Here is a 14,632-nt window from a genome sequence, read left to right as displayed (position 1 = left end):
GGTGTAATCAAGCTAGGAGATAAGCAATATTGTTAGTGAAATCAAAACATAGAAAATGACTAATCTAATTTACCTGAATGTTCAAATTGTAACTCACAAAGTCTTTGATATAGCTTTGATCCTTTGAGTAGTGATTGATGATTTCCTTGCGCAACAATTTGCCCTTTATCCATCACCACTATGGTATCGGCATGCATTACAGTAGCAAGGCGGTGCGCAATAATTAAGGTTGTTCTATCTTGCATGAGCTCATTCAAAGCAGCTTGAACATGAAATTCACTTTCGGCATCAAGGGCGCTGGTGGCTTCATCAAGCAATAAAATTGATGGGTCTTTTAAAATGGCACGAGCGATTGCAATTCTCTGTTTTTGACCTCCAGATAAGCGAACGCCTTGCTCGCCTAAAAAGCTGCCATAGCCTTCGGGTAAATTGGTAATAAAGTCATGGGCATGGGCACGTTTTGCGGCCTCCATTACTTGTTCATCAGTTGCGTCCGGGTTGCCATAACGTATGTTGTGCCAAACATCAGAGCTAAATAGCACAGGGTTTTGCGGCACCATGCCCATAGTGTGTCGCAGTGAATCTAAAGTCAGAGAGTTAATAGATTGCTCGCCGATACTGATATTACCAACTTGTGGATCATAGAAACGTTGCAATAACTCAAATAGGGTGGTTTTACCTGCACCTGATGGGCCAACAATGGCAACGACTTTTCCTTTTTCAACAGTTAAATTGACAGAATCAAGTGCTGCTACCTCGGGCCTTGAAGGATATTTAAAAGTAACATTATCGAATTTAAGGTGTGCTTTTTTATGCCAAGTAAGCATGGAGGCATTGTCTTTATTTGTAATATCACTTTTTACATTCAATAAATCTAATAATCGGGTTGCAGCACCGGCGGCACGTTGAAGCTCGCCATATACTTCAGACACAGTTGCCACACTTGATGCAACAATCACAGCATAAAAAACGAAGGCTGCAAGCTCACCGCCAGACATACGTCCAGCGATCACATCCACACCACCAACCCAGAGCATCACGGTAATGGCACTAAACGTTAAACCAATAACTGCGGCAATTAAGATTGCACGCTGGGTGATGCGGTGTTTTGCGACTGTGAACGCTTTTTCTACTTCTCCAGCAAATGCAGCTTTCTCTTTTGTTTCATGGGTATAGCTTTGTACTACTTTTATGTTCTGAATAATTTCACCGGCATAAGTACTTATGTCAGCAATGGCACTCTGACTGCTTTCTGAAAGCTTACGGACTTTTTTACCAAAGAAGAAAAGGGGAAGCAGGGTCAAAGGTACGCAGAGCATCACCAATAAAGTCAGCTTAAAGTTCAAAATGAATAACATGACTAAACCGCCAATCATCATTAAAGCACTGCGCAGCGCCATAGAAAATGATGAACCCACGATGGATTGTAACAGTGTTGTATCCGTGGTTAAGCGTGACATCAGCTCGCCTCTGCGGTTTTCTTCAAAATAACTCGGGTGTAGGTGAATAATTTTATTAAACACCGCTTTTCGAATGTCATTACAGACTCGCTCACCAATCCAGCTCATCAAGTAAAATCGTGTAAATGTACCGCCTGCAAATAAAACTATCAGTGCAATCATTACAAAAACTGCATTGGTGAGCTGTTCTACTGAGCCTGCTATAAATCCATGGTCGATGACATATTTCACACCTTGACCTAATAAAAGGTTCAAGCCAGAGGTAAATAAAAGTACTAGCAAGGCCGAAAGCGCAACCAGTTTATAAGGTTTCACAAAGCCAAAAATAGGTAACAGGCTTTTAAAAGCAGACTGCTGTTTTTTGTCGTTAGCGCTCAAAAGAGCCTCCTGGTTTTTTAATTGACTGAACATTTGTCAGAAGTTCACAAAGTGTGCCTTTAATTTACTGAACTATAAAGATAATTAAATGAGTAGGCTTGAGAATTTTGTAACAAATAGTCATTTGCCGTTAAGGCAGTTTCGATTAGAATGCCGGCTCTTCTGACAATGTTTTCAATGGAAATTAAAGGAATACCATGAAAAAACTTCTTACTGTTGCAGTAATTGCAGCACTTTCTTCACTTTCTTCATTTTCTTCTGTAGCTGATGAGTCGAAACAGTTATTTAATCAAGTAAACTTTGCGGATTTCCCTGATGGGGATAATGCATATTATGTCTCTAGCCATTACTTTTTTGCGCCGCAACAGCATTCAGGTGTGTGGGATGACTTTGGTTATTTAAATACCGATACCAATATTCAAGCTGCTTACTTTAATTATGATAATGTGAAAGATCTTGCGGTATCTGGTGAATGGTTTGCTACTAAAGAATGGTTTGTATTTGGTGGTAGTGAAGATATTGGCCATATCAATGATGATGCTGAAATTGGCTTTGGTTATTTATTTGCTGATAAATTAAAGTTAAGTATTCGATATCAAGATCGTAAATATGGCAACGATCAAACCATGCTGAAAGCAGAGTATAACCACCAAATTAATGAACATGATTATTTCGGGGTTACCTTTGATAGCGAGTCTGATTTCGACACTTGGACTCTTTCTGGCCGTTATTTTAAAAAGCTTGCTGGTGATCAATTTATTAGCTTAGATGTCGACCATGAAAAAGACTATTATTTTGATGAAGACTACACGTCTGCAGTAGTTAATTATTACATGAATCGTAATTTATCATTTGGTCTAGGCTCGTTCGACTCAGACTTAGGCATTCAAGCGAAATATTTCTTCAATGATAAGTTTCATTTAGGTGGTAGCATCATCGACTTTGATGGTGGTGAAGTTTACCAATTATCGTTTACAGCTCAGTACTAATAAGTTGTTAGATCAATACTTAATAGATGATTACGTGTTGATATGATGAGTTGTTCAAAATGAGAAAAAGCCGCAGGTTTAAATCAGCGGCTTTTTTGTCAAAAAATCAAAAGTTTAGTATCTAATTTCAAATATCTGCTTATTTAACAAGGCGTCATACTGCCATTGATATCTCAGTGGCTCAGGATTGCTATCATAAAGCCAGATCTCCGCGACAAGAGCTATGTCTTGGCGACTTAAAGTCACTTGCTGCGACAGCTCGCCATTCTTAATCGGTTTTCTTAAAATACAGTTTTGGTAATCAGCTTTGTTAGAGTCAGCTTTGCTTTGGCAGACATTTAAATAAGCTCTTACATTGCCTGTAGATATTTTGGCATCTATCAATAAATCAAAATCTGTTTTCAAGTCAAACGATTGATCAATCGTTAGGCTAGTCATAATGACTTCAGAATTTGAGCTAGTATTGTCTTCATTATTTGTATCATCACTAGAATTATCAGAATTATCAGAATTATCAGAATTATCAGAATTATCAGAATTATCAGAATTATCAGAATTATCAGAATTATCAGAATTATCAGAATTATCAGAATTATCAGAGTTATCAGTTTGTGATGAGTTATCTGAATTCGAAGTGCTATTGGTTTGCTGTGAAGCAGATGAACTCGCCGATGTGTTTGATACGCTGCTATCACTTTCGCTGCCACCACCGCCACAGGCACTCAGGGCAAGTAAACTAGTTAATAAAATAAGATATTTGTTCATTGCTCTGCTCCAAATTGAATGGTGATATTTGTGTTCACTGTGTTGTACCAAAGCGGTGCTGATTCACCGTTGCTGGTGGCAAAGTCTGCAAACTTGTCGTAAGCACGATTTATATCAATACGTTCATGAGGATGGCGCCAAGGCGCGCCAATAGCTAAAGCGAATGGAATGCCGTTCTCAGTTTGAAAATATAATGATTCGCTTTGATTACTCGCATCATCCGCTGCAACAGAAAAGAGAGCGGTGTTAAATGCTTCTGTAGGTACTTGGTTCTTTAAATGAACCTCTAAGCCTCTGTAATTACCGTCTGAGATTGCATCCCCATGGTAGTGGTCGCTACTCGCAAAGATAAACGGGTCGAGCATACTACCCGGTGCATTTTCAGGCGAAAGCGCCGTTTTGAGAGGTAAGGTCATTGAGAAAGTGACTTTAGCGTTCACATCGCAATTGACCTCAGTTCTAAAATATTCGCAACCATTTTGCACGTTAATATGATCCCACATATCAGATGCGACAATGGCAATGGCTTCAGTTCTGTTAGGTTCAATAATTGTTTGTGGGACTGCTTGGCCATTAATAAACAAACTCGAATTTGAGCTGTCGATTTGCTCAGCTGTAAGTACTTTAACTAAACCAGAATCAACATCTTTTTCGTAGAGTCTGACAGCAAAGCCATTATGGAAACTTGCCCCTACACCAAGAATTTCACCTTCAATGCGGTAGCTTGTTACCCCTTCAGATGAAAAATATTTAGTGGTGCGATAATGAAGGACTAAATCATTAAAATCAGAATCACCAAGGTATGGCCAACGGTCTTCATAGGCCAGTGTTACCCAATCATTTTGTCCCGGGTAACTTTCAGATCCATATGTTTCGAATTCGTAGTCTTCAACTTCTCCACCTTGAACCGCACCATAGGCGGTTAAAGTTACCTCTTGTCCGTCAGTGACTCTGAATCTAGCCCATGAGTTGCCATTAGCTGCGTCCACAGGTACATCAATCAAAATACTGTTAGCGCCTTGAGTAAGGTTAACTTTATCAATGGCTTTTTCGTCTTCTGAGAAGGTACCATCTTGGTTCCAATCAAACCAAGCATAGAGGGTACTTGCTTGAGATGCTGTGACGATGACTTGTGCGGTTAAACCGGCTGCGAAGTCTGTGGCTAAAATCACGCCATCATCAGAGCTGTCTGAATAATCAATGTTTATATCGCTACTGGTGTTGATGTTTTCTCCGTCTACAGAGTCACCTAAGAAAATGAGGTTTTGGCTATCTTGATTGGGATCGAACACGTGGCGTGCACCATTGTTATCAAGTGCACTGCGATAAGGAAGTGGTGCATCACCGAAATCCATCGATTCATCAGTTACTTCGACTTTTGCGATAGCACAGCGCGCGCCATCGTTTTGCCCTGATTTAGGGCCAAGCGTGAAGATCTCTGTGGTTGGGTTATAGCCAGATTTGTCGTCAGGCACATTGGTTAAGTCGACTTTAAAAATATTGCCAGAGTTGTTATTGCTAACATAAAAGATGATGTTCTCAGTTGTTTCGCCAGTCGCTTCGTCATAAACATCTTGCACGCCAAAATAAGCTGCACCAAAAGCACCAGTATCTGTGCCAATATCTAGGCGGGTAACCAGCTCGGGGGTGCTGTTTGGTTCAAGAGAAATCTCAAACAGATCACCATCTGATTCCATCGCATAGAGTTTGTTAGTGATAGGGTGAAAAGCAAAATCATAAATTGTTGTAGACCAACTCTCACTGCCCGGTTGTTTAGTCGCTGTAAGTGGGGCATTTAAGTCATTAGAAAGCGGAATTTCGAATAGACCTCTACCTTTATTATAAATATAGTAGCTCGATGTACGGTTATCGGTTTCACCTTCAGCTGGGGCATCACCACTGACTTTTACATCGCCAACAAAAAAGTGAATGCCTTCAGGTAAACCGCTAACATTGAGCGCTGTTGAATCGTAGTGAATTGTCTCGCCTTCAACGGTTTGTTCAATTCGAACAACTTGTTTGCTCTCTTTTCTAAAACCATATAAATATTGGTCTTTAAAGTTAAAACCTATGGCATTAACACTAGCTGTGTCTTCCGAACCATTTAATCTTAGGGTGCCAGCGATAAGATTGGCTCGCCCTGATGCTAAATCGATACCATACATTTTGGCATTATTGTCTTGCATTAAGAAAGCTTGGCTGGGGCAGTTTTCAAAAGGGGCAGCACTAGCAAAAAGTGGAGCTAATGCTGCGGCGATCATGCATCTTTTAATCATGTCAGCACCTGAGAATCTAGAATTTTCTATAGTGATGCATGATCAAGTCCAATGTTTAAGTGACTGTTTTATAATAAATATTAAAAATAAATGTGTGTTTGTTTTTGTTCTGCGTGGCATTTTGCAAAACTATTCTGCTATGTGTTAACGAGCAGAGGATTAGTCTCTTAAGTCTCAAAAAACGCGACTATTTTCCCTTCTAGCTCGCCTTGCCAAGGACTACCAAGCACGTCTTCGACCGATGACTGGCAATACGATAAAAACTTTAACGCTGTTTTTGGCATATAACGATCATTTCTTGCAATAAAGTACCAATGATTAACTAAGGGCAGTCCTTCAACGGGCAATACGGTTAAATTTGCGTTGTGGAGATCTAAAACATGTTGAGAAAGCATGCCAATGCCCATACCCGACGAAATCCCCACTTTGATTGCTTCATTACTTGAAAGTTGCTGCATATGGGCAGGCGCAAGACTGTTACTTTGTAAAAAGCCGTCAAACATCATTCGAGTGGCTGAGCCTTGTTCACGCATTAAAAAGCGATGCTCAACAAGCTCATTTGCCTTGATGCTGCTGCGTGAACTTAAAGGATGGCTTTTATCAGCAACTAAAACCAGCGGGTTTGCCAAAAATGGTTCAGCTATCGCATGTTCAAGAGAGGGTGGGTGACTAAATACATACAGGTCGTCTAGCCCGCGTTCGAAACGTTGTAACACTTGTTCACGGTTACCGATTTCAAGGGTAATGTCTATTTCAGGATATAGCGTCTGAAAAGGCCCAATTAACCTAGGCAAGATGTATTGCGCCGTATTCACCATAGCAATTTTTAAGTGCCCAGAATGCCCAGCCTTAATATCAGTAAGCTGTGCATTAAATTCATCTAAACAAGCAAAAATACGCTGGCACGATAAATACAATGCGTTACCTGCTTCTGTTAAAACAAACTTTTGCTGTTTAAAAACATACAGTGTTTGACCCACTGATTCTTGCAGTTTCTTTAATTGTATTGAGACGGTTGGTTGAGTGAGATGAAGGCGCCTTGCGGTTTCACTAATTGAACCTGTTTGTACTAAAGTCACATAGACTCTCAGTAGCCGAAAAGTGAGATATCGCTCAATCATATTGATATTTATCTATAGGTGTATTCTTTAAGTTTAATTTTTATCAATATTAAGAGTCTTTTACAATGCCGCTCGTCGAAATTAAGGAGTGCTTATGCCAGATATCATCGTGATGTTTTTTATTCTTGGACTCGTTGCGGGTTTACTGAGATCTGATCTTGCTATACCCAAAGCCACCTATGACACGTTAAGCCTGCTTCTCATGTTGACGATAGGTCTAAAAGGGGGGATAGCATTACACGGTAATGTGAGCTGGTCTTTATTACCGCAAATGTTGGCGGTTGTGTCGTTGGGGGCACTTATTCCACTGAGTTTATTCCCGATTTTAAGAAAGCTGATTGGCTTATCAATTGCGAATAGTGCAAGTATTGCAGCCCACTATGGCTCGGTAAGCGCCGGTACTTTTGCTGTAGCGCTGGCTTATGCCGAAACAAATCAATTAACAGTCGGTGCTGAAGTTACTTTGTACCTGGTACTGCTAGAGTTGCCAGCAATTATTGTTGGTTTGCTGCTATTTAGAAGACTCTCTCAAGATACTAGCTCGCAAGTATCAATGAAGGCGCTTTGGCATGAAGCGTTAACGAACAAAAGTGTCATTTTGCTAGTTGGTGGTGTGTTTATCGGTTTAATGTATGGCGAACAGCAAGGGGCGCAAGTAACAGGCTTATTAACCTCAAGCTTTAAAGTCGTGCTGGCGCTATTTCTACTAGAAATGGGTATTACAGCGGCGCAAACGTTAAGACCTATGCCATTTAAGTATTGGAAGTTGGCAATATTTGCTTTAACAATGCCATTTGTTTTAGGTTCGATAGGGGTGTTTGTTGGGGTATCCCTCGGTCTAACCTTAGGCTCTATCGTGGTACTTGCAAGTATTATGGCAAGTGCCTCGTATATTGCAGCGCCAGCGGCAATAAAAGCATCCATTAAAGAGGCTGATATTGGTTTGGCAATGCTAAGTTCGTTGGGTTTGACTTTCCCGTTAAATGTGGTGATAGGTATTGGTATATATCACCAAATTGCACTTTGGTACCTTTCTTAAGTAAAAGCTGGCACTGCCAGCTTTTTTTTAAAAAAGTTAATTCTAATCAAGATTATCCCGCAAAAGCTAATATATTCTTCTATACTAAGTATCACCGTTTTAATATGGACTTTAAATGCACAGGATGTCGCAATCACTGAGAGTCATTTTAAATGTTCCAAAATCTAAAACTAAACGCCCAACTAAATCTTGCCTTTGGGTTAATGATTGCGCTTCTCAGTGTAGTCAGTCTCGTCTCTTATTTTGCTCTAAGTTCAGGACACGATAATTTCGTAGAATATAGAATGAACGCCAGAGATAGTAATTTATCAGGGCGAATACAAGCGAATTTATTAATGGTCAGGCTTAATGCTTTAAAGTATTTAGAAGATCATAGTAAGAAAAATGTAGCTGATTTTAATGAACGATTTTCGCTTTTAAATGACCTCATAGCGCAAGGCAAATCACAGTTTGAAGATCAAAGTAAATTAAAAGTTATCAATGATATTCAAGCAAAAGCAAATCAATACAATGCGGGCTTTAAACAAGTTGTTCAGTTTTATGAACAACGCAATAAAGTGGTGGCAAATGACTTAGATGGTAATGGTGCTGAAATGCGTAAGAGCATCACCAATATAGTCGATCGCAGTGCCGCTGCACAAAACACAGATTTGCTTTATAAATCGTCGAAGTTACAAGAAGCGCTTTTACTAGGTCGTTTGTATGTCAGTAAGTTTTTAATTAATAACTCAGTCGAAGAATATAACCGCTCAATGGAAGAGTTTGAAGTGGTTGCGCAAGAAGCAAATAAGCTTAAAAACTTACTCATTAATGCCCAAGATATCGCTGATTTTAATGAGTTTGAGCGACGTACAAAAATATATGTTGAAGGTATTACAAAAGTTCAAGAGATCATCATATCTAGAAATCAAATCATCAATAATACTTTAAATAAAATCGGGCCAGAGATTGCAGAGCAGATTGAAATGATCAAAATGGCGAGTAAAAATCGTCAAGATGAAATTGGCCCTGCACTACAAGCTGATAGTGAATCTGCGATAGTTACTATTATAGTGTTTTCATTGATTGTGATTGCAGTTGGGATCTTTTTAAGTTATTTCATTTCGAACATCATAAAAAGGCCTATTGGTGGTGAACCTACTGAGATGGCAAGAATTGTAAAAGCGGTATCACAGGGTGATTTGACCTACCAATTTAAAAATACAGGTAATGAAACTGGCATTTATTTAGCCATGCGTGACATGGTTGATAGACTCAATGCGATGATAGCTCAAGTTATGCAATCTACGACACAAGTTACCAGCACGTCGAATGAATTGAATCAAATCACCACTCAATCAAAAATTGGTGCTGAACAACAAACAGATCAATTAACACAAACTGCAACAGCAATGCATGAAATGTCTGCAACTGTAAATGAGATCACGCAAAGTGCGCAAATGGCTGCTGATTCGGCAATGAGTGCTGACAATGATGCAATTGCGGGTAAAACTGTTGTTCAAGAAACTCAGCAAGCTATGGCTGAGCTAGTCGAAACCATGATGAATGTGAGCCAAACGATAGAAAATTTAGAAGCTGAAACTGAGTCGGTAGGCTCAATTTTAGATGTGATCAGAGGTATTGCGGATCAAACCAATCTATTGGCATTAAATGCTGCCATCGAAGCTGCTCGCGCAGGAGAGCAAGGCCGGGGGTTTGCGGTCGTTGCTGATGAGGTTCGCTCTTTAGCAAGCAGAACACAGCAAAGTACTGAAGAGATCCAACTGATGATATCTAAGTTACAAACCGAAGCGAAGCGTTCTGTGGATTCGATGCGGGCTAATATGCAGGGCGTTGAGCAAACAGCAGAGAAAACGGCTCGTACGGAGCAGGTGCTTGAAACTATTTCGCATTCAGTTGGCACCATAAAAGATATGAACGTGCAAATTGCCAGTGCGTCTGAAGAGCAAAATGTGGTGAGTCAGCAAATTAGTGAAAGTGTTCAAAACGTTAACGAAAAAGCTTATGAAACCATGGATGGTGCGGATAAAGCATCTCAAATAGCTGATAACCTTTCACAGTTGGCCATTGAACTAGATCATATTGTGAAGCAGTTTAGAGTGCGATAGTTAACGCATCGAGCCTACAAATCAAAGATATAAATTCATACATCTAGTGGGTTCTGAACTATGCTTTAAAAAAGCTCATAGTTGCGGGTACTGCTTATGATGTATGGAGTCGACAAAATCAATGCCTTTGCTTTAGCCATGTTAAACCAAGCAGAGCTTGAAGATCTGCTTTGGTCTATTGCACAGGGTGTTGGTGAGATCATGGAATTTGATGATTGCGTCATTTATCTGCGTAATGGCGATAAACTCGTGCAGATGGCTGCATTTGGCGTAAAAAACCCCAAAGATAGAGAGATATTTGAACGAATAGAAATTCCTGTCGGTGAGGGAATTGTCGGTAATGTTGCTTTGACTGGCGAGGCAGAAATAGTAACAGATACACGAGATGATCCTCGCTATATAAACGATCAATATGATGGCTTGTCTGAGTTGGCGGTACCTGTGGTTTACGAAGGTGAAACCATTGCTGTTATCGACTCTGAATCTAATAGAGCGAATGACTACTCAGAGTTTGAACAAGCCTTATTACAAGTGATTGCTAACATTGCTTCGCCACGCATTGCATCAGCGCAATATCAATTAAAGCTCAAACAAACGCAAGTTCGTTTAGAGCGAAGTAATAATGAGTTAAAGCAAAGCTTAAATGAGTTGGCGAAGAATCAAGCGGCTTTGATCCAATCTGAAAAAATGGCCTCTGTGGGTGTTTTATCTGCCGGTATAGCACATGAAATTAATACTCCTTTGGGCTTTTCAATTAGTAACTTAAATACGGTTTTAGAAGATTTTTTACCTGAACTAACTCAAGTCATTCATCGAGTAAAAGCAGATCCAGACTTGCCGGCTTCAAGTCGGGCTTTGCTTTATGATGATGAGTTCAACTATGTGTTAGATGATTTATCTGCACTGACGCAAGAAACCTTAAACGGTCTTAAATCAGCCAAGCAGATAATGCTAGATTTAAAGCGCTTCTCGCGAGAGGACTCTGATATTTTTATTCTCTCAGATATTAATAAAGGGATTGAGTCTACACTTAATATTCTACGCAATGAGCTAAAAACAGATTGTGAAGTCACCCTTGATTTACATCCTCTGCCAGAAGTATCGGTTAATATTGGCAAGCTTAACCAAGTGTTTATGAATCTTATAATGAATGCGAAACAAGCGATTTCTGAGCGAGGAAAAATCGCGATTAGCACGCAATTTATCGATGGTTGGATAGAAGTAAAAGTCAGTGATACAGGCTGCGGTATTCCAAAGTCACACCTAAAAGATATTTTCACACCTTTTTACACAACCAAGCCAGTGGGAGAGGGCACGGGGCTGGGTTTGGCGATTTGCTATCGAATTATTTGCCAAGAGCATAACGGCAAATTGAGTGTAGATTCGGATAACCAAGGTACTGTATTTACAATTCAGTTGCCGGTTAAAAATCAAGTTGAAAGAACGGCTTAAATTACCCGTGTTTAGAAATAAAACGTATTAAAAATTTATGTTTTGCGCGGCATAAACCGCGCGATTGGTAAGGGATTTAATAATCTTTAAACCAAAGTATATTCGATTAATTGAACAACTTGCTCTGTTGTGGTCGCCCAAGCATGCGCAGAGCCATCAACTTCTTTGAGTGGGTGGATAATAGACTCGTCGTGTAGAGTAATATAAGGCTTTGATAGCGCAGCACAGAAACCGGCATCAAATGCGGCATTCCATTGTTTATATTTATCGCCAAAGCGGATCACCGCAAGGTCACAGCTTTTAATGGCATTTTGAATTCTGATGGCATTAACCTTTGCCGATTTGTGATCACGCCAAAACTGTTTTTCTTCCTCTCCCAAACAATCGCCTGCGGCATCACTACTCTCATGGTCGGTATTTGCAGAAATAAATGTTACAGGTAAGTTTTTCGCTTTACACCCAGCAATAATTTGTTCGCGCCAATCTGTGTGAATTTCGCCAGATAAATAAATTTTCATGATTGCTCCTCATGTGGTGTTGATTGAATAATAACTAAGCTTACCAGTTTGTTGACGATGGGGGCGACAAGATTAATGGTTGGAAACGCGACAACAAACGCAAAAGCCCATGCTTTTAACCAAACAAACAGGATATTTTCAATAAAACCAACATTAAAAAGTGTAATGACAAAAGACATAATGCATGACATCAACAATGCCATGAAGAAAGAGAAAACGAGTTTGTGGAACCTAGCAGAGATCATAAATACGCTACCTTTGATTAAAGAAAAAGAAAGCCAAGTTTGATTAGCTTTCTTTAATTGAGAATGGATTATTTAAACACCAGTCACCCATGAAGGTAAATAATTAAGTGCGATTGTTTCAAGTGTTTTATCAAATCCAGTTATGACCATGATAGCCAAAATGAGTAACAGTATTCCTAGCAACTTTTTTAGTTTCTCAACATTACTGAACACGTTTGGCCGGAATTTCTGTAAAACGCTGGTCGAGATAATACTGGTAATGATTAATGCGCTCGCTGTACCTAAGCCAAATAAAAATAGCACAGAGCTTGCCATCAGTAAGTCTTGACCAAGCGATGCCAGAGCAATGGCCGCGCCAAGTGTTGGACCAACACAAGGCAGCCATACTAAACCTAGCATCATGCCAATCATAAATTGATTGAAAGCACCGTCTTGCTCGCCTTGCTGTGTTTGTTGCTCTGGTGTCAGTTTTGTTAATGCTAGCGATAACCAATTGGCGACTTTAGGGAGCAGTAAACTGATACCCATTAGCAAGAGCATGACAGCGCCAAACCAACGTAAGACTTCTGGCGATAGACCAAGGCTAAATAAAATAAAGGTTAAAACACCACCTGCAAGTGCAAATGCCACACTCAACCCCAGTGCTAATGCAAATTGACCTTTTTTTCCGCTATTTGATGATGAAGCCATCACAATGGGCACAAGGGGCCACACGCACGGTGAGAGAATGCTTAGCACACCAGCCATTAATGCTAATGGCAAAGAGACAAATTCAATACCCATGATTAAAACTTAAATGCGCTATTTAGTTTTTCTTCAATAACATTGAAACGGGTTTCGGCAACCGAATACCAAAACTGCTTGTCACCCTTGTATAAAAGTAGCGTTGATTGTCTAGGTGCTCTAAATTTCTTTACCCACTGCTTATCGTTGTCATAATCAACAACAAGCACATGAAACGGTTTATCTGGATTTTGCTCATGGTATTGTTGGAAAAGCTTTTGTTGTTTTTTACAAGTCGGGCACCAAGGGGCGTATACATCAATCATGATGACCGCATTTTGCGCTTGCAGCTCTGAAAACAGTACTTCACTAAATGGCTGTTTTTCAAACGCAGAGGCAGAAAATGCCATAAATAAGCTAATAAGACTGGTGAAAATATACTTCATGTTGCTCTCTCTAAAAGACTGATTAATTGCTCTAGTAGAGAGAGGAAGTGCATTTTTTATTTCAAAAAAACATAAAAATATTTTTTAAACTAAGTTTGGTTATAAAGGTAAATGCACTAATTCTAGTGCTTTATAGGGAAGCTAACTGTTTTATGCAAAAGTTTGGACTTCAGCTGACTAGCTGCTAATGACACTCATTAATTGATTAAATTTGTAAAACCGATTAGAAATATAGTTAAGCTTATATCGGACTAAAATATCTTTTAAATTGCATGGAATTACTAAGGGTAAATATTTGTATTTGTTATGAAAAATTTATTATCAATTCGCTCTTACAGTGCCAGCCCGGTTTCTCATTCGCATGACTTTAATCAAGTTGTTTTACCTTTACGAGGGGCGATCAACATACAAGTTGAAGGTTTTAGTGGAAAAGTAGCTCCAAGGGAATGCGTAATAGTGCGCGCAAATGAAGAGCATTTATTTACAGCAGAGCGAGAAGCTAGGTTTATTGTAGCAGATATGGACAGGCTCCCTAGTAATGTTAGTGCTTCACAACATATTGTGTTTGAAATAAACAAGCCCTTACTAAACTACTTACTCTTTATTGAAAGCCAACTGGAATATCAAATTAACGCTCATATAGAGCAATCAATGTATAACACATTTTACCTATTACTTGAGAGCCAGCATTTACTTCCTAAACTAGATCTAAGAATTCATAATGCATTAAATTTTATTAACGAAAATATTGCCGAACCATTAAAGATTGAATCAATCGCGAAGGAGGCTTTCCTAAGTCCGACTCAATTCAAAAAGATTTTCAAAGAACAATTAGGTTTAACTGTATTAGAGTATATTACAGCGCTCAGAATGGAAAAAGCTCAAGCACTGCTTACACATACCGACTACCCATTGCAGATAATAGGTGAAAATGTTGGATACAAGGAATTGTCTTCATTCAGTAGAAAGTTCAAACAACATTATGGATTTCCACCCACAAAGTTTAAAAGCTAAACTTTGTCTTTACGGACAAAAGTAGCGTCCGATATGTTAAATCTCTAAGACGTAATTAGCATATTCTTTAGCCTCAGATTTTAATTTTTCAGGGGGCA

The 14,632-nt window shown here is 39.4% G+C and carries 14 protein-coding genes; 6 read left to right on the top strand and 8 right to left on the bottom strand.

Annotated features, from left to right (window positions below; genetic code table 11):
• Nucleotides 1-59: 59 nt before the first annotated feature.
• Nucleotides 60-1,871: an ABC transporter transmembrane domain-containing protein gene (locus ACH784_RS11605; RefSeq protein WP_404390353.1), complete on the bottom strand. Its 1,812-nt coding sequence runs from the start codon at nucleotides 1,869-1,871 to the stop codon at nucleotides 60-62.
• A gap of 164 nt (nucleotides 1,872-2,035) precedes the next feature.
• Here ACH784_RS11605 and ACH784_RS11600 point away from each other — a divergent pair, with 164 nt between their 5' ends.
• Nucleotides 2,036-2,827 (top strand): putative porin, encoded by a 792-nt coding sequence (locus ACH784_RS11600; RefSeq protein WP_404390351.1) that lies wholly within the window; start codon nucleotides 2,036-2,038, stop codon nucleotides 2,825-2,827.
• Nucleotides 2,828-2,941: 114 nt separating this feature from the next.
• Here ACH784_RS11600 and ACH784_RS11595 read toward each other — a convergent pair whose 3' ends face one another.
• From ACH784_RS11595 to ACH784_RS11585, 3 genes are all read right to left on the bottom strand, one after another.
• Nucleotides 2,942-3,592 (bottom strand): hypothetical protein, encoded by a 651-nt coding sequence (locus ACH784_RS11595; RefSeq protein WP_404390349.1) that lies wholly within the window; start codon nucleotides 3,590-3,592, stop codon nucleotides 2,942-2,944.
• Nucleotides 3,589-5,868: an LruC domain-containing protein gene (locus tag ACH784_RS11590; protein ID WP_404390347.1), complete on the bottom strand. Its 2,280-nt coding sequence runs from the start codon at nucleotides 5,866-5,868 to the stop codon at nucleotides 3,589-3,591. Before ACH784_RS11590 ends, ACH784_RS11595 begins: the two co-directional genes overlap by 4 nt.
• Nucleotides 5,869-6,035: 167 nt before the next feature.
• Complete coding sequence (locus tag ACH784_RS11585; RefSeq protein ID WP_404390345.1) at nucleotides 6,036-6,947, bottom strand: LysR family transcriptional regulator; 912 nt, start codon at nucleotides 6,945-6,947, stop codon at nucleotides 6,036-6,038.
• Between the two features lie 136 nt (nucleotides 6,948-7,083).
• Here ACH784_RS11585 and ACH784_RS11580 point away from each other — a divergent pair, with 136 nt between their 5' ends.
• The 3 genes from ACH784_RS11580 (at nucleotide 7,084) to ACH784_RS11570 (ending at nucleotide 11,588) form a co-directional block, all read left to right on the top strand.
• Entirely contained in the window at nucleotides 7,084-8,028 is a 945-nt protein-coding gene (locus ACH784_RS11580) for a sodium-dependent bicarbonate transport family permease (protein WP_404390343.1), read from the top strand.
• A gap of 152 nt (nucleotides 8,029-8,180) precedes the next feature.
• Nucleotides 8,181-10,136 (top strand): methyl-accepting chemotaxis protein, encoded by a 1,956-nt coding sequence (locus ACH784_RS11575; protein WP_404390341.1) that lies wholly within the window; start codon nucleotides 8,181-8,183, stop codon nucleotides 10,134-10,136.
• 96 nt (nucleotides 10,137-10,232) lie between these two features.
• Nucleotides 10,233-11,588, top strand: coding sequence for a sensor histidine kinase (locus tag ACH784_RS11570; RefSeq protein ID WP_404390339.1), 1,356 nt, complete (start codon nucleotides 10,233-10,235; stop codon nucleotides 11,586-11,588).
• Between the two features lie 86 nt (nucleotides 11,589-11,674).
• Here ACH784_RS11570 and ACH784_RS11565 read toward each other — a convergent pair whose 3' ends face one another.
• Both ACH784_RS11565 and ACH784_RS11560 read right to left on the bottom strand, forming a co-directional pair.
• Nucleotides 11,675-12,106: a YtoQ family protein gene (locus ACH784_RS11565; RefSeq protein ID WP_404390337.1), complete on the bottom strand. Its 432-nt coding sequence runs from the start codon at nucleotides 12,104-12,106 to the stop codon at nucleotides 11,675-11,677.
• Complete coding sequence (locus tag ACH784_RS11560; RefSeq protein ID WP_404395251.1) at nucleotides 12,103-12,285, bottom strand: DUF2798 domain-containing protein; 183 nt, start codon at nucleotides 12,283-12,285, stop codon at nucleotides 12,103-12,105. Before ACH784_RS11560 ends, ACH784_RS11565 begins: the two co-directional genes overlap by 4 nt.
• Between ACH784_RS11560 and ACH784_RS11555 the strand changes: the two genes are divergently transcribed.
• Nucleotides 12,272-12,394 (top strand): hypothetical protein, encoded by a 123-nt coding sequence (locus tag ACH784_RS11555; RefSeq protein WP_404395312.1) that lies wholly within the window; start codon nucleotides 12,272-12,274, stop codon nucleotides 12,392-12,394. The two genes, ACH784_RS11560 and ACH784_RS11555, sit on opposite strands and share 14 nt — an antisense overlap.
• Nucleotides 12,395-12,423: 29 nt before the next feature.
• Here the strand turns inward: ACH784_RS11555 and ACH784_RS11550 are convergent, their stop codons facing one another.
• The gene (locus tag ACH784_RS11550) at nucleotides 12,424-13,134 is read right to left on the bottom strand and encodes a cytochrome c biogenesis CcdA family protein (protein ID WP_404390335.1); all 711 of its coding nucleotides are present in this window, start codon (nucleotides 13,132-13,134) and stop codon (nucleotides 12,424-12,426) included.
• A gap of 2 nt (nucleotides 13,135-13,136) precedes the next feature.
• Nucleotides 13,137-13,520 carry a thioredoxin family protein gene (locus tag ACH784_RS11545; RefSeq protein WP_404390333.1) on the bottom strand — a complete coding sequence of 128 codons (384 nt, stop codon included), beginning with the start codon at nucleotides 13,518-13,520 and terminating at the stop codon, nucleotides 13,137-13,139.
• A gap of 306 nt (nucleotides 13,521-13,826) precedes the next feature.
• Between ACH784_RS11545 and ACH784_RS11540 the strand changes: the two genes are divergently transcribed.
• Nucleotides 13,827-14,534 carry an AraC family transcriptional regulator gene (locus tag ACH784_RS11540; protein ID WP_404390331.1) on the top strand — a complete coding sequence of 236 codons (708 nt, stop codon included), beginning with the start codon at nucleotides 13,827-13,829 and terminating at the stop codon, nucleotides 14,532-14,534.
• Nucleotides 14,535-14,632: the final 98 nt, after the last annotated feature.

It is taken from the genome of Pseudoalteromonas phenolica, assembly GCF_044788725.1.
Taxonomy (GTDB): Bacteria; Pseudomonadota; Gammaproteobacteria; order Enterobacterales; family Alteromonadaceae; genus Pseudoalteromonas; species Pseudoalteromonas phenolica_C.
This window is presented reverse-complemented; position numbering and strand designations above follow the sequence as displayed.

What these genes read in the sequence shown, in the direction of transcription:
- ACH784_RS11545 (WP_404390333.1), bottom strand. Translation starts at nt 13,520, where the DNA reads ATGAAGTATATTTTCACCAGTCTTATTAGCTTATTTATGGCATTTTCT.
- ACH784_RS11575 (WP_404390341.1), top strand. Translation starts at nt 8,181, where the DNA reads ATGTTCCAAAATCTAAAACTAAACGCCCAACTAAATCTTGCCTTTGGG.
- ACH784_RS11555 (WP_404395312.1), top strand. Translation starts at nt 12,272, where the DNA reads ATGACAAAAGACATAATGCATGACATCAACAATGCCATGAAGAAAGAG.
- ACH784_RS11560 (WP_404395251.1), bottom strand. Translation starts at nt 12,285, where the DNA reads ATGTCTTTTGTCATTACACTTTTTAATGTTGGTTTTATTGAAAATATC.
- ACH784_RS11590 (WP_404390347.1), bottom strand. Translation starts at nt 5,868, where the DNA reads ATGATTAAAAGATGCATGATCGCCGCAGCATTAGCTCCACTTTTTGCT.
- ACH784_RS11540 (WP_404390331.1), top strand. Translation starts at nt 13,827, where the DNA reads ATGAAAAATTTATTATCAATTCGCTCTTACAGTGCCAGCCCGGTTTCT.
- ACH784_RS11570 (WP_404390339.1), top strand. Translation starts at nt 10,233, where the DNA reads ATGATGTATGGAGTCGACAAAATCAATGCCTTTGCTTTAGCCATGTTA.
- ACH784_RS11600 (WP_404390351.1), top strand. Translation starts at nt 2,036, where the DNA reads ATGAAAAAACTTCTTACTGTTGCAGTAATTGCAGCACTTTCTTCACTT.
- ACH784_RS11550 (WP_404390335.1), bottom strand. Translation starts at nt 13,134, where the DNA reads ATGGGTATTGAATTTGTCTCTTTGCCATTAGCATTAATGGCTGGTGTG.
- ACH784_RS11580 (WP_404390343.1), top strand. Translation starts at nt 7,084, where the DNA reads ATGCCAGATATCATCGTGATGTTTTTTATTCTTGGACTCGTTGCGGGT.
- ACH784_RS11595 (WP_404390349.1), bottom strand. Translation starts at nt 3,592, where the DNA reads ATGAACAAATATCTTATTTTATTAACTAGTTTACTTGCCCTGAGTGCC.
- ACH784_RS11565 (WP_404390337.1), bottom strand. Translation starts at nt 12,106, where the DNA reads ATGAAAATTTATTTATCTGGCGAAATTCACACAGATTGGCGCGAACAA.
- ACH784_RS11605 (WP_404390353.1), bottom strand. Translation starts at nt 1,871, where the DNA reads ATGTTCAGTCAATTAAAAAACCAGGAGGCTCTTTTGAGCGCTAACGAC.